The sequence below is a fragment of the Brevibacillus sp. FW306-2-1A-C05A genome, from assembly GCF_058781555.1.
In genome coordinates, this window is record NZ_JBYSWV010000024.1 from 13,355 (window position 1) to 32,942 (window position 19,588).

The 19,588-nt window shown below is 56.6% G+C and carries 18 protein-coding genes and 1 riboswitch; of the genes, 13 read left to right on the forward strand and 5 right to left on the reverse strand.

From position 1 onward, the window contains the following. Positions 1-143: 143 nt before the first annotated feature. The 4 genes from AC3WJN_RS15205 to AC3WJN_RS15220 form a co-directional block, all read right to left on the reverse strand. On the reverse strand, positions 144-920 hold the full coding sequence (locus AC3WJN_RS15205) for a pirin family protein (RefSeq protein WP_007782545.1): 777 nt from the start codon (positions 918-920) through the stop codon (positions 144-146). A gap of 59 nt (positions 921-979) precedes the next feature. Continuing rightward, positions 980-1,366, reverse strand: coding sequence for a DoxX family protein (locus AC3WJN_RS15210; RefSeq protein WP_005832202.1), 387 nt, complete (start codon positions 1,364-1,366; stop codon positions 980-982). A 77-nt stretch (positions 1,367-1,443) separates the two neighbouring features. Further along, a complete protein-coding gene (locus AC3WJN_RS15215; RefSeq protein ID WP_007782549.1) occupies positions 1,444-2,070 on the reverse strand; it encodes an FMN-dependent NADH-azoreductase in 627 nt (208 codons plus the stop codon). A gap of 124 nt (positions 2,071-2,194) precedes the next feature. Then, a complete protein-coding gene (locus AC3WJN_RS15220) occupies positions 2,195-2,629 on the reverse strand; it encodes a MarR family winged helix-turn-helix transcriptional regulator (RefSeq protein WP_005832205.1) in 435 nt (144 codons plus the stop codon). A gap of 177 nt (positions 2,630-2,806) precedes the next feature. Here AC3WJN_RS15220 and AC3WJN_RS15225 point away from each other — a divergent pair, with 177 nt between their 5' ends. The 10 genes from AC3WJN_RS15225 (at position 2,807) to AC3WJN_RS15270 (ending at position 14,262) form a co-directional block, all read left to right on the forward strand. Continuing rightward, positions 2,807-3,907 (forward strand): carbohydrate kinase, encoded by a 1,101-nt coding sequence (locus tag AC3WJN_RS15225; protein WP_007782554.1) that lies wholly within the window; start codon positions 2,807-2,809, stop codon positions 3,905-3,907. Positions 3,908-3,910: 3 nt separating this feature from the next. Beyond that, complete coding sequence (locus AC3WJN_RS15230) at positions 3,911-4,837, forward strand: pseudouridine-5'-phosphate glycosidase (RefSeq protein ID WP_005832208.1); 927 nt, start codon at positions 3,911-3,913, stop codon at positions 4,835-4,837. Between the two features lie 203 nt (positions 4,838-5,040). After that, a complete protein-coding gene (locus AC3WJN_RS15235) occupies positions 5,041-7,458 on the forward strand; it encodes a heavy metal translocating P-type ATPase (RefSeq protein ID WP_005832210.1) in 2,418 nt (805 codons plus the stop codon). Positions 7,459-7,526: 68 nt separating this feature from the next. Beyond that, positions 7,527-7,727 (forward strand): copper ion binding protein, encoded by a 201-nt coding sequence (locus AC3WJN_RS15240; protein ID WP_005832212.1) that lies wholly within the window; start codon positions 7,527-7,529, stop codon positions 7,725-7,727. Positions 7,728-7,976: 249 nt separating this feature from the next. Continuing rightward, entirely contained in the window at positions 7,977-8,798 is an 822-nt protein-coding gene (locus AC3WJN_RS15245; RefSeq protein WP_005832214.1) for a PHP domain-containing protein, read from the forward strand. Further along, positions 8,774-9,556 (forward strand): sugar phosphate isomerase/epimerase family protein, encoded by a 783-nt coding sequence (locus AC3WJN_RS15250; protein ID WP_007782563.1) that lies wholly within the window; start codon positions 8,774-8,776, stop codon positions 9,554-9,556. The genes AC3WJN_RS15245 and AC3WJN_RS15250 overlap by 25 nt, the downstream gene beginning before the upstream one ends. 15 nt (positions 9,557-9,571) lie before the next feature. Next, positions 9,572-10,351, forward strand: coding sequence for a 5'/3'-nucleotidase SurE (surE, locus tag AC3WJN_RS15255; RefSeq protein WP_005832217.1), 780 nt, complete (start codon positions 9,572-9,574; stop codon positions 10,349-10,351). A 35-nt stretch (positions 10,352-10,386) separates the two neighbouring features. Next, positions 10,387-11,478: an ABC transporter substrate-binding protein gene (locus AC3WJN_RS15260; protein ID WP_005832219.1), complete on the forward strand. Its 1,092-nt coding sequence runs from the start codon at positions 10,387-10,389 to the stop codon at positions 11,476-11,478. Further along, a complete protein-coding gene (locus tag AC3WJN_RS15265) occupies positions 11,468-13,210 on the forward strand; it encodes an ABC transporter permease (RefSeq protein WP_007782567.1) in 1,743 nt (580 codons plus the stop codon). Before AC3WJN_RS15260 ends, AC3WJN_RS15265 begins: the two co-directional genes overlap by 11 nt. Continuing rightward, positions 13,207-14,262: an ABC transporter ATP-binding protein gene (locus tag AC3WJN_RS15270; RefSeq protein WP_005832222.1), complete on the forward strand. Its 1,056-nt coding sequence runs from the start codon at positions 13,207-13,209 to the stop codon at positions 14,260-14,262. Before AC3WJN_RS15265 ends, AC3WJN_RS15270 begins: the two co-directional genes overlap by 4 nt. Positions 14,263-14,317: 55 nt before the next feature. Here the strand turns inward: AC3WJN_RS15270 and AC3WJN_RS15275 are convergent, their stop codons facing one another. Next, on the reverse strand, positions 14,318-14,689 hold the full coding sequence (locus tag AC3WJN_RS15275) for a Na-translocating system protein MpsC family protein (RefSeq protein ID WP_005832223.1): 372 nt from the start codon (positions 14,687-14,689) through the stop codon (positions 14,318-14,320). Between the two features lie 277 nt (positions 14,690-14,966). After that, positions 14,967-15,110, forward strand: a riboswitch (cyclic di-AMP (ydaO/yuaA leader). Between the two features lie 619 nt (positions 15,111-15,729). On the opposite strand from AC3WJN_RS15275, the gene AC3WJN_RS15280 reads away from it, so the two are divergent. The 3 genes from AC3WJN_RS15280 to kdpB are packed head-to-tail and all read left to right on the forward strand — an operon-like array spanning position 15,730 to position 19,577. Further along, complete coding sequence (locus AC3WJN_RS15280) at positions 15,730-15,786, forward strand: potassium-transporting ATPase subunit F (RefSeq protein ID WP_353505650.1); 57 nt, start codon at positions 15,730-15,732, stop codon at positions 15,784-15,786. A 50-nt stretch (positions 15,787-15,836) separates the two neighbouring features. Then, positions 15,837-17,510: a potassium-transporting ATPase subunit KdpA gene (gene kdpA / locus AC3WJN_RS15285; RefSeq protein ID WP_007782574.1), complete on the forward strand. Its 1,674-nt coding sequence runs from the start codon at positions 15,837-15,839 to the stop codon at positions 17,508-17,510. Between the two features lie 27 nt (positions 17,511-17,537). Further along, positions 17,538-19,577, forward strand: coding sequence for a potassium-transporting ATPase subunit KdpB (kdpB, locus tag AC3WJN_RS15290; RefSeq protein ID WP_007782577.1), 2,040 nt, complete (start codon positions 17,538-17,540; stop codon positions 19,575-19,577). The last annotated feature ends 11 nt before the right edge of the window (positions 19,578-19,588 follow it).

The window sequence follows — 19,588 nt, forward strand, 5'->3', positions numbered from 1 at the left end:
GTGCTGACGGCGCCGTTTGAGCAAAAAATGATGCTGGAGGAAGAGAAGATTTTTTGAAGGCGGCAGAAAAGGCGAAAAGGACCGTCACGACAAGGTGACGGTCCAAGGTTTATCCATGCATAAGGGCGGTTTTTCAGACAAGGTTACTTGCGGTAGAGCGGGTAGTCTACTTCCAGCGGAACTTGAATGAGCACGATCCGCAACGGCGCATCTGCTTGCGCCTGGTAAGTGACGCTTGTTGTTTCTGCTTCCGCAGAGATTACGACAAAATCTCCTTTGTGTGCGACGGTCGGCGGCTCGCCCGCTTCACTGTGCCCGCCAACGCTTCCGCTTCCTTCCACGACGACGACAGCGTGGGCGTAGCCGGCCGGAAGTTGCAGCGAGTAAGCTTTGCCTGCGGGAATCGCAATATCTTTCATGAGCGAATCGGTCACGAGCGAGATGGGGGCAGCGGGACCGATGATGTTTTTCACCCGTACGCCATCCGCCGTCTCGGTCGGAAACTGCTCGTGGTCGTACTGGTTGTACGTCGGCGGGTTTTTGGTCGTTTTGGCGAGGTGCGGCTCAAACCAGATCTGGAACATCTCGGTATCCTTGCCCAGCTCTTCGGCATGGTAAGCGCCTGAGCCTGTTTGCATGATCTGCGCACCGCCCGTAGTGACCTGCTGCAAATTGCCCAGCGTGTCCCGGTGGCCGACTGTACCTTGCAGGACGTAAGACAAAATTTCAAAGCCGGAATGCGGGTGCAGGGGAATCTCGAACGTTTTGAGAGATTTTGCCCACGCCCAGTAAAAAAGCGGTCCAACCCGTTTTACAACGGAGCCTTCATGAGGGAAGCCAATCGGTTTGTTTTCTACGATTTCACCGTCGCCAAAATGTCCTTTTGCTTGTTCGTTTTGTGTGTAGACGCGGATTTTCATCTGTTGTGTCCTCCCTTGGTGGAATGCTGGCTTACGGGTACGGATTTACGAGCGGTTGCTTAAAACAAAACGTATGCGCCTGGACCGATCAAAGCGACACCGATAGCGACCGCGATCAAGGTCAGATTGTACTCATAGCCGTTTTGCGTTACCCAATATCCATTTTGACCGTGAACCTTCACAATCGCAACAAGCATTGTGAAGACGATGAGCAGAGCGCCAACCCATGTGCCGACACCTGCCGCGAACAGCAAGCCGCCGACGAGTTCAGCCAATCCGGCAAGCAGCGCCATGGTCACACCAGGCTTCACCCCGATAGACTCCAGCCAGCCGCCTGTGCCTTTCAGACCGTAACCGCCAAACCAGCCAAACAGCTTTTGCGCACCGTGACCTGCGAACGACAACCCAACAACCAAACGAATAATCAGCAAACCAAGATCCATCATTTTTTCATCTCTCCTTAATTGTTTTAAATTATAGTATTTTAAATTTGAGATATTTGGACAAGAAAGGCTGGCGGGCCTTAGAAGGTTTCCGCCAGTTTTGCTGCTTTTTCTACGCCTGCTGCTACGATTTCTTCTGCTTTGTCAGGGAATTGGTTGTGACCTTCTACGATCACTTCGGTAATATTGCTGATTCCCCAGAAGCCAAGCACCGTGCGAACGTAGCGGTTAGCCAGCTCGATTTCTGCCATTGGGCCTTCGGAGTAAACGCCGCCGCGTGCGCTCAACAGCGCCACTTTTTTGTCGCCCATCAGTCCTACAGGGCCTTCCGCGGTGTATTTGAATGTTTTGCCTGCTTGAGACAGGTAGTCCACATAGGTGTGCAGCACAGCCGGAACGGTGAAGTTCCACATTGGGAACGCGATCATCACTTTGTCAGCGTCAGCGAATTGGTTCAAATATTTGTTGACCAGCTCTGCGCCTTTTTGCTCTTCGGCAGTCAGCTCCATGCCGCGGCCTGCCTTGAACATAGCCGTGAGCAGATCGTTTCCGTAGTAAGGAAGGTTTTCTGCGAACAGGTCCAGCTCGGCGATTTCGTCGTTTGGATGGTTTTCTTTATACGATTGGACGAAAGCCTCGTACAGCTTTACACTCACAGCCTGTTCAACAGGGCGATCATTTGCTTTAATGAAAAGTACTTTACTCATGAGAAATTTATTCACCTTTCTTTTCGTAAGCATCTAACTTCAAATGCGTAAATCTTGATTTCAAGATTATTATGTGCTGAACGTTTTGTCAACACTTTTTTGCACCTGTTGGGTGCTGCTCAGTCTAATACGTATCCTGAGCAGCACGTCCCAACTTTTTTAACAAACCGATGGCTTGCTGCTGTTCTTCGGGAGTGAGTCCTGCGACCGCTTTTTCAATCGCCTGCTGGTGGGGAGGGAAAATCTCTGCCAAAAAGGCGTGTCCTTTCTCGGTCAGCTCGGCGTAAATGACGCGGCGGTCGGCCGAACAGGGCTTGCGAATCAGCAGTTGCTTCTTTTCTAGCTTGTCCACAACGTACGTGATATTTCCGCTGGAGATCAGGATCTTTTCGCCAATTTGCTGCAAAGGCTGCGGGCCTTTATGGTAGAGTACTTCCAGGACGCCGAACTCTGTCGGGTTCAAACCGTGCTGGCGGATGTGACGATTGGAATGGGCGGTCACCCAGTTATACGATCGCGACAAGACGACAAACAGGTCGAGGGCATTGTTTCGCTCCATGAAAAAGCCCTCCTTTCCATCGAAATTTCAATATCTTGAATTTAAGACAATCCTACATGATCTCGTTTGCCTTTGTCAAATGGCGAAAATGATTCCTTTGCAAAACAAAAGTTTCTGTGATAGACTTTTGTTTGTGAACGAAGCTGTGAATGCTAATCAGAAGAAAGGAGGATGACCGTGGAAAAAGACATGTTGATCCTTCACCACATCCGGCAAAATCCGTTCATCTCCCAGCAGGAGCTGGCTGACTTGATCGGGATTTCGCGTTCGGCTGTTGCCGGGTACATTGCCCAGTTGACCAAGCGTGGCGAGATCAAAGGCAGAGCGTATATATTGCGCGACGAAGGCATGATTGCCTGCATCGGCGGAGCGAACCTCGACCGGAAAGCGCGCGGCAAGCAAGCGGTGCGGCTGCACTCTTCCAATCCGGTCACGATCATGGAGTCGTGCGGCGGGGTGGCGCGCAACATTGCGGAGAATCTCGGCAGGCTCGGATGCAATACGTCACTTTTCACCAGTGTCGGTGAGGACAAGGAAGGCGAGTGGATTTTGCAGGAGACGAAAAAGCACGGCGTAGACATCAGCCAGGTGTGGCGTCTGCCGATGCAGCGCACAGGGACGTACACCGCGCTGCTCGATATAGATGGAGAAATGGTCGTATCGTTGGCCAACATGGATATTTACGACGCGCTCACGCCGGAAATGTTCGCGGAGAAATGGTCCCACCTTGCCGCAGCCCACGCGATTTTTATTGATACGAACATACCGGGGAATTGCCTGGCCTACATTATCGGCCGGTGCCGGGAGGAGAACATTCGACTTTTCGTTGACCCGGTCTCTTCAGCAAAAGCGAAAAAGCTCCCACAGCAATTGGACGGAGTAGAAGCGATCCTGCCCAATCGGGAAGAAGCGGAGCTGCTGGCTGGCATGGCGATCCGCTCGATTGAGGATTGCGCAGAGGCGTGCCGCAAAATCAGGGAGCGAGGCGTCAAGCACGTCATCGTGACCATGGGCGAAGCGGGCATTTACTATCAGGCGGAGGACGTATCGGAGCACATGGCGCCGTATCCGACTGAAGTGGTAGATGTGACAGGGGCGGGAGATGCGTTTGCATCCGGCCTGCTGTATGGAATCGTGAATGGAGAGTCGTTCCAGACAGCTTGCCGTCTCGGACTGGCTGCCTCGGCCTTGACCCTGCAAACAGAGCAATCCGTTTCTCCCTTATTAAAACCGGAACAACTGCAACTGACCGTTGAACAATACGAAAAGGAGCGATAAATGATGAAACAATACTTGACCTTTACAGAGGAAGTACGCCACGCCCTGGAGAACAATTTGCCGGTCGTTGCCCTGGAGACGACGATTATCTCCCACGGCATGCCATATCCGCAAAACATCGAGATGGCAAAAGAAGTCGAGCAAATTATCCGCGACAACGGTGCGGTACCTGCGACCATCGGGATCATGAACGGCAAAATCAAGATCGGCTTGACCGAGAGCGAACTGGAAGAGTTCGCGACCAACAAGTCGGTAGAAAAAGTGAGCCGCCGCGACTTCCCTTACATTTTGGCTAGCGGCAAAATCGGCGCGACGACTGTAGCGGCTACGATGATCGCAGCAGACCTGGCGGGCATCCGCATGTTCGCGACTGGCGGCATCGGCGGGGTACACCGTGAAGGCGAAATCACCTGGGACGTATCCGCAGACCTGACAGAGCTGGCGCAAACGAATGTCGCGGTTGTGTGCGCGGGGGCGAAGTCTATCCTCGACATCGGCCGCACACTGGAATACCTGGAGACACAAGGGGTTCCGGTAGTCGGCTACCGCACTTCCGAGTTCCCGTCCTTCTTCGCCCGCGAAAGCGGATTTGGCGTAGACTTCCGCCTGGATACGCCGGAAGAAGTAGGGACCCTGATGAACACCAAATGGAACCTCGGTCTGAACGGCGGCCTGATTATCGCCAACCCGGTGCCGGAAGCGGATGCGCTTGACCACAAGCAAATCGAGGGCGTGATCTTGCAAGCGCTCAACGAAGCGAAGGAAAACAACATTGCGGGCAAAAAAGTAACGCCATTCTTGCTCGACAAAGTGAAGCAGTTGACCGCAGGCAAAAGCTTGCAGACCAACATCGCGCTGGTGCGCCACAATGCGGAGGTAGCGGCGAAAGTGGCAGTAGCGTACCAGCAAGCAGTGAACGAAGGAAAATAAGCGAAGAACAGACAAGCCCCCGGTGGTATCCATCGGGGGTTTTTGCGTTGGTTTCGGGGCACAATCGAGGGGCGGGAAAAATTTGTGCCAAACCACTTGATATACCCTATGGGGGTATTGTATAGTGAAGGTGTGATAAAAAATAAGCCTCAGGGAAACAATACGATAAATTATACCCCGTGTGGGTATGTGGAGGAATTGGTATGAGTGTCAAAACGGCAGAAGCTACAGTTCCGATTTCCGGGATGACGTGTGCGGCCTGCGCGCTTCGTATTGAAAAAGGCTTGCAGAAGCTGGATGGCGTCGAGACAGCCAATGTGAATCTGGCGTTGGAAAAATCGACGGTCGTCTTCGATCCGGCGAAAACGAGCCTCGACGATATTCGCTCGAAAATTGAAGCACTTGGCTACGGCGTGGCCGCAGACAAGGTAGAGCTGAACATCACAGGCATGACGTGTGCAGCCTGCTCGACCCGCATCGAGAAAGGCTTGAATAAAATGCCCGGCGTCCTGAAGGCGAACGTGAATCTCGCCATGGAAACGGCCACGATTGAATACGATTCGGCGCAGGTGGGCGTGGGCGATCTGGTTCGCCAGGTGGAAAAGCTCGGGTATCAGGCGGCCCGCAAGGAAGAAGGCAAAGAAGAGGAACAGGTCGATCGCCGGATGGCAGAGATCAGGCGGCAGACGCAAAAGTTCTGGATTTCACTGATCTTTTCGCTGCCGCTGCTCTGGTCGATGGTCAGTCACTTTTCCTTCACCTCGTTCATCTGGCTGCCGGACTTTTTGATGAATCCGTGGGTGCAGCTCGCTTTGGCGACGCCTGTGCAGTTCATCATCGGGGCGCAGTTTTACGTCGGGGCGTACAAAGCGCTGCGCAACAAAAGCGCCAACATGGATGTGCTTGTCGCGCTGGGCACTTCGGCTGCCTACTTTTACAGCCTGTACGTGGCGATTTCTTCCATCGGTTCCCACGCGCACATGCTGGAGCTGTATTTTGAAACAAGCGCGGTGCTGATTACGTTGATCCTGTTGGGCAAACTGTTTGAGGCGAAGGCAAAGGGACGTTCCTCGGAAGCGATCCGCAAGCTGATGGGCCTGCAAGCCAAAACGGCGGTAGTCATTCGCGATGGCGTAGAAATGACGATCTCCGTCGAGGATGTGCGGCCGGGTGACGTCGTGTATGTGAAGCCTGGCGACAAAGTGCCTGTCGACGGCATCGTGCTGGAAGGCCAGTCTGCGGTGGATGAATCCATGCTGACGGGAGAGAGCATCCCGGTAGACAAAGCGGCTGGCGATACGGTCATCGGGGCCACCTTGAACAAAAACGGCTTCCTGAAGGTCACCGCGACCAAAGTCGGCAAAGAAACGGCTCTTGCGCAAATCATCAAGGTCGTGGAAGAGGCGCAAGGAACAAAGGCGCCGATTCAGCGGCTGGCTGACAGCATTTCCGGGATTTTCGTTCCCATCGTCGTCGGGATTGCTGTTGTTACTTTTCTCATCTGGTATTTCGCCGTGATTCCCGGCAACTTCGCCGAGGCGCTGGAAAAGGCGATTGCCGTACTGGTGATCGCTTGCCCGTGCGCACTTGGTCTGGCTACCCCGACCTCGATCATGGCTGGCTCCGGACGCGCCGCCGAGCTAGGCATTCTGTTCAAAGGCGGAGAGCATTTGGAAACTGCGCACCATCTGGACACGATCGTCCTCGACAAGACGGGGACCGTCACCAAAGGGGAGCCTGAGCTGACAGATGTAATCCCCGTTGATTTTGCCGAACAGGAATTGCTGGCACTGGTGGGGGCGGCGGAGAAAAACTCCGAGCATCCGCTGGCCCAGGCGATCGTTCGCGGCATCGCGGAAAAAGGCGTGGCGCTCTCCGAAACCAGCTCGTTTGAAGCGATCCCCGGCTTTGGCATTCGGGCCACAGTTGAGGGCAAGGACGTGCTGGTCGGCACCCGCCGTCTGCTCGAGCAGCATCACGTGTCGTACCAGTCGGTGGCAGATGCCATGCTCTCGCTGGAGCAGGCGGGAAAAACGGCGATGCTGGCTGTCGTGGACGGCAAGCTGGCCGGGTTGATCGCCGTGGCCGATACGATCAAGCCGACCTCGAAGCAAGCGATCGCGCGGCTGAAAGCAATGGGCTTGACGGTCATCATGATGACCGGCGACAACCGCCAAACTGCGGAGGCGATCGCCCGCGAGGCAGGAATCGAGCGCGTCATCGCCGAAGTCCTGCCCGAAGGCAAGGCCGCCGAAGTGAAAAAGCTGCAAGCCCAAGGCAAAAAGGTCGCCATGGTCGGCGACGGAATCAACGACGCCCCGGCGCTTGCCACCGCTGACATCGGCATGGCAATCGGAACCGGGACGGACGTGGCGATGGAAGCGGCCGATATCACGCTCATGCGCGGCGAGCTGACCAGTGTCGCCGACGCCATCGAAATGAGCAAGCGCACCATTCGCAACATCAAGCAAAACTTGTTCTGGGCTTTCGCCTACAACACATTGGGCATTCCGTTTGCCGCCCTGGGCTTCCTCGCCCCGTGGCTCGCCGGAGCGGCAATGGCCTTCAGTTCCGTCTCCGTCGTGCTCAACGCCCTGCGACTGCAGCGAGTGAAGCTGTAAGCCAAAAAACAGCAACAAGCGGCATTGTCCGCATCCCTATACACATAAAACCAAAGGAGAGATTGAGAATGAAAAACGTCACATTGAACGTAGAAGGCATGTCTTGCAACCATTGCGTAAACGCTGTGGAAAAAACGTTGAAGGAGCTTGGCGCAGAGGGAAAAGTCAACCTCGCAGCCAAAACAGTCGAGGTTTCTTATAACGAAAGCACTCTGACGCTGGAAGCGATCAAGGAAGCTATCGAAGAGCAAGGATACGACGTCGTTTAATAGCTGTCAGCACGCTAAGCCTCTGCCTGGACTACGAGTTCGGGCGGGGGCTTTTTCTTTTTGTAAAGACTTCGTAAATCGTTAACACAACCTCAATATTCCGCCAACCGAACAACTGAAAACCCGCATAAACACGCGCCTCTCCTTTATCAAACCTTGTCGCCCGCTTTATACGACCTTCAAAAACGGCAGTTACAATGAAATCAAACGAAGGCAAACAAGTCGGACAAGAACAGGAGGAATGGTCAGATGATGGACTTGCACATGCACACCACCGCTTCTGACGGGAAGCTCGCTCCCGCAGACCTGCTCGTCTGGGCCAAGCAGCGGGGCGTGACTCATCTAGCCATTACAGACCATGATACCGTCGATGGATATCTGCTGGCTCGCGAAGACGCCGCACGGCTCGGCCTGGCGCTCCTGCCGGGAATCGAGTGGAATACGGACGGCCCGGAAGACGAGCTGCACATTTTGGGCTACGGCTTCGACATGGCCGACCCGCGGCTTTTGCACGTCATGGACAGGCGGCAGCGGGAGCGGATCGAGTGGATCGCCGAGATGATCGAGCGCTGTAACCGCTTGGGCGTGGCGATCACCATGGAAGAATGTGCAGCGCGGGCAAAAGGCGGCGTGATGGTGCGCACGCACGTGGCAGAAGCAATCGCCGAGCGCGGCTACAGTCCCACGCCGCAGGCTGCGTTCGAGACGTATTTGCGCAAAGGGTGCGCGGCGTACGTGCCCCGGCCTTCTTTTTCCGCACGCGAAGCGATCGAACTTACGCACGAGGTAGGCGGGATTGCGGTCTTGGCTCATCCGGGTATCTACTCCTTTGAAGTGAAGCTGGAGGCGCTGCTCGCCTATGGCCTCGACGGCATCGAGGTGTATTATCCGAAACATTCGGCGGCGCAGACGGCATTTTGGGAGCGGCAGGCCAAAGCGAATCACCTGATCTGCTCGGGAGGCAGCGACTTTCACGGGCACCAGTCGCGCAACCCGTATCCGGTCGGCAGCGTGCCCATCCCGGCTGAAGTAAAGGAGTGGTGGAAATGCTGTATGTTTCATCAACATTGATGTGGGCGTACCCGGTAGAGGCAGCGATCCTCATCGCCCGGCAATACGGCTTTGCCGGGATGGAAGTCTGGGCCGAGCACGTCTGGTTCCACCAAAGCCACCCGCGAGAAATCCAGCAGGCAGCCAGGCGTGTGGGCATGAAGCTGACCTTGCATGCGGCGAGCTGGGATTTGAACCTGTGCTCGCTGAACAGCGGCATTCGCAAGCAGTCTGTCGAGGAAATCAAGCGTTCTTTGGCGCTTGCGGGCGAGATCGGGGCGAAAAGCGTCACGATCCATCCGGGCCGTGTGACCTTGACGCACAAAAACCGGGAATGGCACGAGGCCGTTCTCGTCGAGAGCCTGAACGAGCTGGCGCAAGAGGCGATGAGACAGGGCCGCGTGCTCTCGATCGAGCATATCGAGCCGCTGCCCAAGGAACTGATCGTGACGCCGCAAGACTTGAACAGGCTGCGCGCCGCGCTCGATTACCCGACGGCAGCCACCTTTGACATTGCGCACGTACCTCTGACCTGTTCCCTGCCGCAATTTTTCCAGGAACTGGAGGGAGTCGATAAAATTCACGTGAGCGACGCGACGGCGACGAAGCTGCACGTGCCGCTTGGAACAGGGGAAATTGATCTGGAAACGATCTGGCCGTTGCTGCTTGCCGCAGACAAGCCTCTGGTCGTCGAAGGCTTCGACGATGCGCGGAATTTGTCCCAGCTCAAGCAAAACCTGCTGTATTTGCAGCAAGGAAACTGTGTCTCATTTGGATAGGAGGTCTGTATTGTTTTGAATATTCTTGTAACGAATGACGATGGCATTTTTGCAAGCGGCGTGCTGTGCCTGGCGCAAGCCTTGCAGCCGTTCGGCAACGTCTCCATCGTCTGCCCGGACCAGGAGCGCAGCGCGATCAGCCATGCGATCACGTTGAAATCCCCTGTAAAAGCGAACAAAGTGAACTTTTTCGATACGTCGCTCGAAGCCTGGGCGGTTAACGGCACTCCGGCTGACTGCGTGAAAATGGCAGTCGAGGTGATTCTCAAGGACAAGCCGGACGTGATCGTATCCGGAATCAACCGCGGCCCGAACCTGGGACGGGATGTGTTTTACTCCGGCACGATCTCGGCGGCGATTGAAGGAGCGATGTATCAGATTCCTTCCATTGCCGTGTCGCTCGCCACGCTCAAGCCAAGCCCGAACTTTTCCATCGTCGAGCCGCTTGCCTACGACGTGTTTGAGACGCTGCTGCGGCACAAGCTCAGCCCGGAAGCGGTGCTGAACATCAATTTGCCGTATTTGTCCAAGGAGATGGTAAAAGGCGTGGCCGTCACGCCGCTCGCGATGGACGTGCTGCGCTACCAGTACGTCGGGTTGAACGACCCGCAAGGCTACTTGTGCTACTGGCTGTCCGACCATTTGAGCGAGTTGCACTTCGAGGACGAGGAATCGGATTACTACAAGCTGCGTGACGGATTTATCACGATTACACCGCTGCAATTGAACATGACGAACACCGCCATGAAGGCCAAGATCGGAAAATGGTTTCAAACCGCGAAGCAAAGCTCTTAACGAAGCACGCCTACTTGAATCAGGAGGAATGAAAAATGAAACGTGTTCTGTTGCAAAAATGGACTCTTTCCTTATTCGCAGCCGCATCGGTCTTCGGCCTTGCCGCTTGCGGTTCCCAGCCTTCTTCGTCGACACCGTCGCAGCCAGCGCCGCAATCGGCTCCAACGGCCGCAACTGCCGCGCCAGCGGAGCCTGCTTCGGCCAAAGTAGCGGGGACGCTGAGCTTTTACACGTCCCAGCCGGATGCCGACGCGGCTGCTTTGATCGACGGTTTTTCCAAAAAGTATCCTGACGTAAAAGTAGAGCTGTTCCGCTCGGGGACAGAGGAGGTCATCAGCCGCTTGCAGGCGGAGGCACAGGCGGGACAAGTCAAGGCGGACGTGCTATTGGTCGCGGATGCGCCGACTTTTGCCAGCCTGAAAAAACAAGATTTGCTCCTGCCATACGCATCGCCTGAGGCGGCGGACATTCCGGCAGAGTGGAAGGACGCGGACGGCGCGTACACCGGAACAAAAGTGATGGCGACTGTGCTCGCGGTCAACAGCAGCAAAGTCAAGACGCTCCCGGATAGCTGGAAGGTGCTGACCAGCCCGGAGGCGGCAGGCAAAGCGATCATGCCAAGCCCGCTCTACTCGGGAGCGGCGGCGTACAACGTAGGCGTACTGACGCGGCAAAACGATTTTGGCTGGGACTACATTGCCGGGCTGAAGACAAACCAGATGACCGTCACAAAAGGGAACGGCGCCGTGCTCAAAAGCGTAGCGGGCGGCGAAAAAGATTACGGCATGGTCGTCGATTACCTGGTGGCTCGCGCGAAAAAAGAAGGCTCGCCAGTCGAACTGGTGTACCCGAACGAGGGCGTGCCTGTCATCACCGAGCCGATTGGCATCATGAAGGCGACGAAAAACGAGGCTGCGGCAAAAGCGTTCGTCGATTACGTCCTCTCGGAAGAAGGACAAAAGCTCGCCAGCAGCCTTGGCTACACGCCGATCCGCAAAGGCGTCGAGGCACCGGAAGGCTTGCGCGCGCAAGACCAGATCAAGGCGCTTTCTGCGAATATTGATGAGCTGGAAGCAGCGAGAGAAGCGGACAAAAAGAAATTTGGAGAGATGATGGGTGGCAACTAACTGGCAGACGGCGGTGAGCGAGAGGCAGATGGGGGAGCGGCGCAAATTCGCCGCCTCCCTGTCGTTGGACAAGGCGGCTACGTGGATCGTGCTGGTGCCGGTCGCCTTCTTTTTTGTCTATCCGTTGTGGAAGCTGATTGCGCTGAGTGTACAAACAGAAGCAGGGCTGGGGCTGCGGTATTTTGCAGAAGTGCTCGCCAATGCCCGGACGTGGGAGGCGGTCGGACATACGATTACGGCGGCTGGCCTCTCCACGCTCATCTCCATTGGGTTGGGCGTGTCGCTGGCCTGGCTGTGCGCCTATACGGACATACGCGGGAAGGCCGCTATTCACGCCCTTGCTCTGTTGCCGCTGCTCATTCCCTCCTACGTAATGACGTTGGCCTGGACGCAGTTGGCAGGGCCGCAGGGCGTGCTGAACCGGGCAGCGAGCTGGCTTGCGGGAGGGCCAGTCGAGTTGTGGAACGTCTACGGGCTTGACGGCATCGTCGTCGTGATGGGGCTGACTCACTATCCGCTGGTGTACATGCTGACGCTGTCCGTGCTGTACCGGATTCCAAAGGAGCTGGAATGGGCGGCGCATTCCTCCGGCGCGAGTGCGCGAACGGTATTTGCCCGGGTGACGCTGCCGCTCGCCTTGCCGGGCATCGCCGGGGGAGGGCTTTTGGCCTTTATCTCCGGGCTGGACAACTTCGGCATTCCGGCATTTTTGGGCATCCCGGAAAACATCGCGGTGCTCAGCACGCTCATTTACGAAGAAGTCATCGGATTTGGGCCGAGCGCTTTTGCGCGGGCGGCTGTCCTGTCTGTCCTGCTCGGCGTAATCGCGCTTGCGGGGACAGGGCTACAGTGGGTGTTGCTGCGAAAAAGCCGCGTCGACCAGACCAGCGCCGAAGACAAGTCGATCCGGCGTTCGCTGGGCAAACATCGGTTGGCAGTGGAGATTGCCGTCGGCGGCTTTTTGCTCGTGACGAGCGTGCTGCCGCTGTTGTCCATGGCGGCAAACGCCTTCGTCAAAGCGTACGGCTTGCCGTTTGTCCCGGAAAATTTGACCTGGAAGCATTTTGCCTTCGTGCTGTTCGACCACGCGGGCACGCGGGGGGCGATCGGCAACAGCCTGATGCTCGCCAGCATGGCAGGTGTCTTGTGCGTTGTGGCCGGTACGCTGTTCGCCTATTGGCGCATCCATAAACCGTCTGCGGCGGGCAAAGCGATGGAAGGCGTCGTGGCGCTGCCGTATGCGTTGCCGGGCATGGTGCTGGGGCTGGCGATGATTTTGACCTGGATCGAGCCGATTCCCGGTTGGCAGCCAGGGGTGTATGGAACCGTCTGGCTCATACTGATCGCTTATGTGACGCGCTTTCTCATCCTGCAGGTGAAAAGCAGCACCGTCTCGATCATGCAGGTAGGCAAGGAAGTGGAGGAAGCGGCGCGCATCAACGGCGGGCGTTTCTGGACGAGGTGGCGGCGAATTTTGCTGCCGCTCTATGCGCCGGGGATGGCGACTGGCTTGTTTTTGGTCTTTCTCACCGCCTTTACGGAACTGACGATATCGTCGCTCTTGTGGACTTCCGGTTCGGAAACGATCGGCGTCGTCATTTTCAGCTTTGAGCAGGCGGGCTCCACTACCTACAGCACGGCCCTCTCTACCGTGATTGTAGTGGCTATTCTGCTGGCGCTTTCGGCGGGCAGCCTGTGGAAACGATACTGGCAACGGAGGATCGAACGATGAACAGTGCGCGTGTAGTAGGGGTATCGAAAAAATTCGGCGGTGTGACGGCGCTGCACCAGCTCGATTTACAGATCGGCCAAGGCGAATTTGTCGCCCTGCTCGGGCCGAGCGGCTGCGGCAAAACGACGCTCTTGCGGCTGTTGGCCGGGTTTGAATCGCCGACGAGCGGTGAAATCTGGATCAACAACGAGTGTGTAGCCGATGCCAGCAAGCGTAAGCCGCCAGAGGAGCGGCGGATCGGCATGGTGTTTCAGTCGTTCGCGCTCTGGCCACATTTGACGGTGTACGAAAACGTGGCGTTTCCTTTGCAGCATCAACAGCAGGTGCCGGAGGCGTTCAGGCAAAACCCGAAGGCGCGCGTAGCGCAGATGCTGGAGATGGTCGGGCTGGGGGGAATGGAGGAGCGCTTTCCGAGCCAGCTTTCCGGCGGGCAAAAGCAGCGTGTCGCCCTGGCGCGGGCCATCGTGTTTAACCCGACGCTTTTGCTGATGGACGAGCCGCTGAGTAGCCTCGACGCAGAGCTGCGCATGCAGATGCGCAAAGAAATCCAGTTCATCCACCGCGAGCTGGGAACGTCGATTGTTTACGTGACGCACGATCAGTCAGAGGCGCTGGCAATGGCGGATCAGATCGTCGTGATGAAGAGCGGCAGAGTCGAACAGGCGGGCACGCCGCACGATATTTACTACGCGCCCGAGTCGCCGTTTGTCGCCAAGTTTGTCGGCAGGGCCAACTTTTTAAAAGGAAGCTGGGCCGCTCCGGGCACGTTTTTGCTGGAAAAGCACGGGGCGCCAGCGCTGCCGATCACCGTTTCCCGCGACTTCTCCGCTTTTTATGCCCAGCAAGTATTGCCTGTGCGCCCAGACCAGCTCAAGCTCTCCGCCTGGCAGCCAGGCGCGGACGGGATTGTCGGGAAGGTCGTTCACGTTCAGTTTCAGGGGCGCGAGCTGATTTATTCGATCCGCGTCGGGGAGGAAGAATGGGAGGTCGTCACCGATATCAGCGAGCGTTTTGCGTATGACGAGCCGGTGCAGGTTGAGGTGTGCTTGTAAAAAAGCGAGGCTTCGCACTGCACGCGCAGGCGAAGCCTTCTGCTTGTTTATCCGGTTACGAGCCAAGCTGTTTTTCCAAATCTTTATCCAGGACGTAAACCTCGATCCGCTCGCCCATCTTCGTGCTGATGTCGCTGTGGCTGGACAGCACTTTGCACCCGGTCAGCTTCTCGACGATTTGTTCCGATTCCTCGCTGTACATTTCGCGCAAAATCTCGCGCATTTCCTTGACGATCCGCCTGCCTTTTTCGTGGCTGGACAGATGCTTTTCCTCGACGGTGAGGACGCCTTTGAAGCGAGCGATCACCATGTCAGAGACGATATATGTCTTGGCCTCCTGCGGCCCCCGTCCGATCAGGTCGCGTTGAAATTTGATAAAGGCTTCGCTGATTTCGGCCTCCAGCTTCTTTTTGATCGAGATGGCCAAACGAGATTCCTCCCAAGATTGCTTCGTTGAGCTTAATCTTACTGAGACGGACGGAAGCCTGTCAACAAAGCAAAACTTTGGATCGACAAGGCGGAGAGCGAGCCGGATGATTTTTCGCGAAAATAGGAGAGAACGGATGAAATATAGCGCGCGGCTGAGGCTTGATGCAGCTAAAGCGCTTACATCGATAAAGAATGCGCAAAGCGTGCCAAAAAGCGAAAAACAAGACATTAACAACCGATTATGCCAGACGTATAATGAGACTCGTAACCAACAATTGCAAATCTGGCCTAATCCCGAGGCACTCGGGAACGGAGGACCCAATCTTCTGGGGTTAATTCCACGGTTTCGTGGAAGGGATGAGAGACTCTTTCGCCATCCTACCCGTCAGCTAACTTCGTCGGCTAAAGCGAGGGAGGTCAAAAGACCGCCTGTTTGAGGAGGCCTTTTTTGTTGTCCGTCGGGACGGCGAGAAGGACTTGCTCGAAACGTAATCCGCAGGTCTTTTCGTTTTGCCCAAAAAAAGCATACGCTGTTTTTTTGAAAAAGGAAACGGGAGACAAAACGCAAAGAAGGCAAATCAAGTCGGCTGGGCGTTAGGTAGACCAATGAGTACTTTTTCTCCGAAGTAGCGATCGTTTTTCATTTTCATGCCGCTGGATGCGGGCGGGGTTTGCCCGTCTGTCCATCTCTGCCGGCCTGTCGTGACGATCTGCGTGTCGGGGAATGGGTAAGCATTGGTCTATTTTTTTACCCGATTGGCAGGTTTTTTCAGGCGAGAAAGCTTGTTCCAAAAGGGGGCGAAAGAGGCGATCCGGTTCGATTTTGTTCATGAGCAGGCGGAGGCAGGGGCCAGAAAAAGAGGATGGCGCGAAAGAAACGACAGGCAGCAGATGAAAAAAGGAGGGGCTTCGAATGGACTTGGTTTCGATATTGCTCTTGGGGCTTGCATTCAGTGCGTTTTTTGCACTCATCCAGTTTTGTGACGCCGTGGTGAGAGAGCAGGGAGGGAAGGGGAAATGATCGTGTTGCTGCTGATTGTGGCTGGACTCTCCCTCTATTTGGGTCACGCATTGCTCTACCCGGAAAAGTATTAGGCGAAAAGGTCGAACGATTCATTTCATAGAGGAAGTAGGAGGAATTGTCCGTGGACTTTATACAAATCTCGCTCGTTTTGGCGGTGCTGCTCGTACTGGCTGTTCCGACGGGGCGCTATCTGGCGCGAGCCTTTTCGCTGGAAGAGACTCGATTGGACCGTCTGTTTGGCGGGGTGGAAAAAGGGATTTACAGGCTGTCGGGGATTCGCGCCGCAGACATGACCTGGAAACAGTACGCGGGAGCGGTTTTGGTCAGCAATCTCGCGATGGGTGCCATTGCCTATGTGCTTTTGCGGCTGCAAGGGGTGCTGCCGGGCAATCCGGGCGGGGTAGCGGCTATGGACCCGTTGCTTTCGTTCAATACGGCTGTGAGCTTTTTGACCAATACCAATCTGCAGCACTACAGCGGGGAAAGCGGTCTGTCCTACCTGTCGCAGATGATGGTGGTCATGTACCTGATGTTTACGACTCCGGCCACGGGGATTGCCGTCGTCATGGCGTTCATGCGCGGGCTGACCGGGCAGCGCAGCATCGGCAACTTTTACGTGGACCTGGTGCGGGCGCATACGCGGCTGTTGCTTCCGCTGGCGGTGGTGGTGACGCTGCTCCTGGTGGCGCAAGGCGTGCCGCAGACGCTGGAACCGACGGCGACGGCGACGACGGTGAGCGGCGCCGAGCAGCAAATCGCGCGCGGCCCGGTCGCTTCGTTGGTAGCGATCAAGCATCTGGGCACGAACGGCGGCGGGTTCTTCGGGGTCAACTCCGCGCATCCGTTTGAAAATCCGACGCCGTTGACAAACGTGATGGAAATTCTCGCGATGTTCCTGATTCCGGCGGCCTTGCCGTTTACGTTTGGCTTCCTGGCGAAAAACCGCAAGCAGGGCTGGATGATCTTCGGCGCAATGGGCCTGATGTTTCTGGCATTTTTGACGCTCGCCTACACAAGCGAGGCCAACGGCAACCCGGCGCTGGAGCGGGCTGGCTTGTCGCAGGCGATGGGCAGCATGGAAGGAAAAGAAGTGCGCTTCGGCATCGCGCAAAGCGCCCTGTATACAGCGGTGACGACGGCAGCTACGACAGGGGCGGTCAACAACATGCACGATACATTGACCCCGCTGGGCGGCCTCGTGCCGCTTGGGGAAATGATGCTGAACTGCGTGTTCGGCGGAGATGGCGTCGGGACGGTCAACATCTTGATGTACGCGATTTTGGCTGTGTTTATCGCAGGCTTGATGGTCGGCCGCACACCGGAATTTCTCGGGCGAAAAATCGAAGGCCAAGAGATGAAGCTGATCGCGATTGCGATTCTCGTTCATCCGTTGATTGTTTTGGCGCCGACTGCGGTGGCACTCGCGACAGAGACGGGCGCAGCGGGCATTTCCAATCCCGGCTTTCACGGCGTGTCCCAGGTGCTTTACGAGTTTGCTTCTTCGGCAGCCAACAACGGCTCGGGCTTGGAGGGATTGGGCGACAACACTCCGTTCTGGAACCTCTCTACTGCCCTGGTCATGCTGGTTGGCCGCTACGTCACCATCATTGTGATGCTGGCGGTAGCGGGTTCCCTGCTCGCGAAAACGCCTGTGCCCGAGACGATGGGAACGTTGCGCACGGACAACAGCGTATTTCTGGTGATGTTGCTGGCAACGGTTGTGATCGTGGGGGCGTTGACGTTTTTGCCCGTGCTCGCTCTCGGTCCGGTTGCCGAGTGGCTGACCATCCGCTAATACAGAGAAGACGAAGGAGATATTCCCATGAGCAAAACGCGCACGACTGCGCTTCCCAAAGATTTGTACCAGCGAGCCTTTGTCGAGTCCGTGAAAAAGCTGGACCCGCGGGTCATGCTGAAAAATCCGGTCATGTTTGTCGTCGAAGTCGGATTTTTCCTGACGCTGCTGTTGACGATTTTTCCCGACCTGTTCGGCGGGGCATCGGATCGGCTCTACAACGGCGTCGTCAGCCTGATTTTGCTCGTGACCCTCCTGTTTGCCAACTTCGCGGAAGCTTTGGCAGAAGGGCGCGGCAAAGCACAGGCCGAGAGTCTGAAAAAAACGAAGCAGGACACAAAAGCGAGAAGGCTCGCCAAAGACGGCACGATTCAGATGGTCAGCGCTACAGAGCTGCGGAAGGGCGATCTGGTGTTGGTGGAGGCAGGCGAGCTGATCCCGAGCGACGGCGAGATCGTCGAGGGCGTCGCTTCCGTCGACGAGTCGGCCATCACGGGTGAATCGGCTCCGGTGATTAAGGAGGTGGGCGGCGATTTCAGCTCGGTCACAGGCGGGACGCGTGTCGTGAGCGACGGCATTCGCGTGCGGGTGACGGCTGATCCCGGCGAGTCATTCCTCGATCGGATGATTTCGCTGGTCGAAGGGGCAAAACGGCAGAAAACGCCTAACGAAATTGCGCTCAATACTTTGCTGGTCAGTCTGACGCTGATTTTCCTGATCGTCTGCACGACGTTGCAGCCGATTGCCAGCTACGTGAATGCGGCGCTTCCCGTCGCTACCCTGGTCGCTTTGCTCGTATGCCTGATTCCGACCACGATTGGCGGCCTGCTGTCGGCCATCGGGATTGCCGGCATGGACCGGGTCACACAGTTCAACGTCATTGCGATGTCAGGAAAAGCGGTCGAGGCGTCAGGCGACATCAATACGATCATCTTGGACAAAACCGGCACGATTACGTACGGAAACCGCATGGCAGCAGAGTTTGTCCCGGTAGGTGCAGGTACGGCCGCGGAGCTGAACCGGGCGGCAGCGCAAAGCTCTGTGCACGATGAAACACCGGAAGGCCGCTCGATCGTGGAGCTGGCGAAAAAGCAGGGGCTGTCAGCAAGCGAGCTGGAGCTGCCGGGGTCGCTGGGCGTGGAATTCCGGGCGGAGACGCGGATGAGCGGCACCAATCTGGCAAACGGCGTGCTCATCCGCAAAGGCGCTGTCGATGCGATCAAAGCATACGTGAAGGAGCAGGGCGGGAAGATCCCTGCCGATCTGGACGAAAAGGCCAGCCGGATCGCAACCGCAGGCGGAACGCCGCTGGCAGTGGCGGAGGGCAACGTGATTCTCGGGCTGATTTACCTGAAGGATACGGTGAAGCCGGGTATGCGCGAACGTTTTGAAGAGTTGAGACGGATGGGGATTCGCACCGTGATGTGCACGGGCGATAACCCGCTGACGGCAGCGACGATTGCCCGCGAAGCAGGCGTCGACGACTTCGTGGCGGAAGCGAAGCCGGAGGACAAGATCGCGCTAATCCGCAAAGAACAGGCAGAAGGCAAGCTGGTCGCCATGACAGGCGACGGAACGAATGACGCGCCCGCGCTCGCCCAGGCGGATGTCGGGCTGGCGATGAACAGCGGGACAGTCGCGGCGAAGGAAGCGGCTAACATGGTCGATCTCGACTCCGACCCGACGAAAATTATCGAAGTCGTGGCGATCGGCAAGCAGCTTTTGATGACGCGCGGCGCCTTGACGACGTTCAGTATCGCAAACGACGTGGCGAAATACTTTGCGATCATTCCGGCGATGTTCATGCTGGCGATCCCGCAGATGAACGCCCTCAACATCATGGGGCTGGCTACGCCGCAAAGCGCCATTTTGTCCGCGCTGATCTTCAATGCGCTCATCATCCCGCTCCTGATTCCGCTGGCGATGAAAGGCGTGAAGTACACGCCGATGAGTGCGTCCAGGCTGCTCAGCCGCAATCTCGTGATCTACGGGGGAGGCGGCATCCTCGTCCCGTTTGCGGGCATCAAGCTGATCGACCTGCTGCTCGTCGGACTGAACCTTGTGTAAACCCATTGAAA

Bases quoted from the DNA above. Each gene is read 5' to 3' on its own strand.
- AC3WJN_RS15230 (WP_005832208.1), top strand. From the start codon at position 3,911: ATGAAACAATACTTGACCTTTACAGAGGAAGTACGCCACGCCCTGGAG.
- AC3WJN_RS15270 (WP_005832222.1), top strand. From the start codon at position 13,207: ATGAACAGTGCGCGTGTAGTAGGGGTATCGAAAAAATTCGGCGGTGTG.
- kdpB (WP_007782577.1), top strand. From the start codon at position 17,538: ATGAGCAAAACGCGCACGACTGCGCTTCCCAAAGATTTGTACCAGCGA.
- AC3WJN_RS15235 (WP_005832210.1), top strand. From the start codon at position 5,041: ATGAGTGTCAAAACGGCAGAAGCTACAGTTCCGATTTCCGGGATGACG.
- AC3WJN_RS15250 (WP_007782563.1), top strand. From the start codon at position 8,774: ATGCTGTATGTTTCATCAACATTGATGTGGGCGTACCCGGTAGAGGCA.
- AC3WJN_RS15210 (WP_005832202.1), bottom strand. From the start codon at position 1,366: ATGATGGATCTTGGTTTGCTGATTATTCGTTTGGTTGTTGGGTTGTCG.
- AC3WJN_RS15220 (WP_005832205.1), bottom strand. From the start codon at position 2,629: ATGGAGCGAAACAATGCCCTCGACCTGTTTGTCGTCTTGTCGCGATCG.
- AC3WJN_RS15240 (WP_005832212.1), top strand. From the start codon at position 7,527: ATGAAAAACGTCACATTGAACGTAGAAGGCATGTCTTGCAACCATTGC.
- AC3WJN_RS15215 (WP_007782549.1), bottom strand. From the start codon at position 2,070: ATGAGTAAAGTACTTTTCATTAAAGCAAATGATCGCCCTGTTGAACAG.
- AC3WJN_RS15245 (WP_005832214.1), top strand. From the start codon at position 7,977: ATGATGGACTTGCACATGCACACCACCGCTTCTGACGGGAAGCTCGCT.
- AC3WJN_RS15260 (WP_005832219.1), top strand. From the start codon at position 10,387: ATGAAACGTGTTCTGTTGCAAAAATGGACTCTTTCCTTATTCGCAGCC.
- AC3WJN_RS15205 (WP_007782545.1), bottom strand. From the start codon at position 920: ATGAAAATCCGCGTCTACACACAAAACGAACAAGCAAAAGGACATTTT.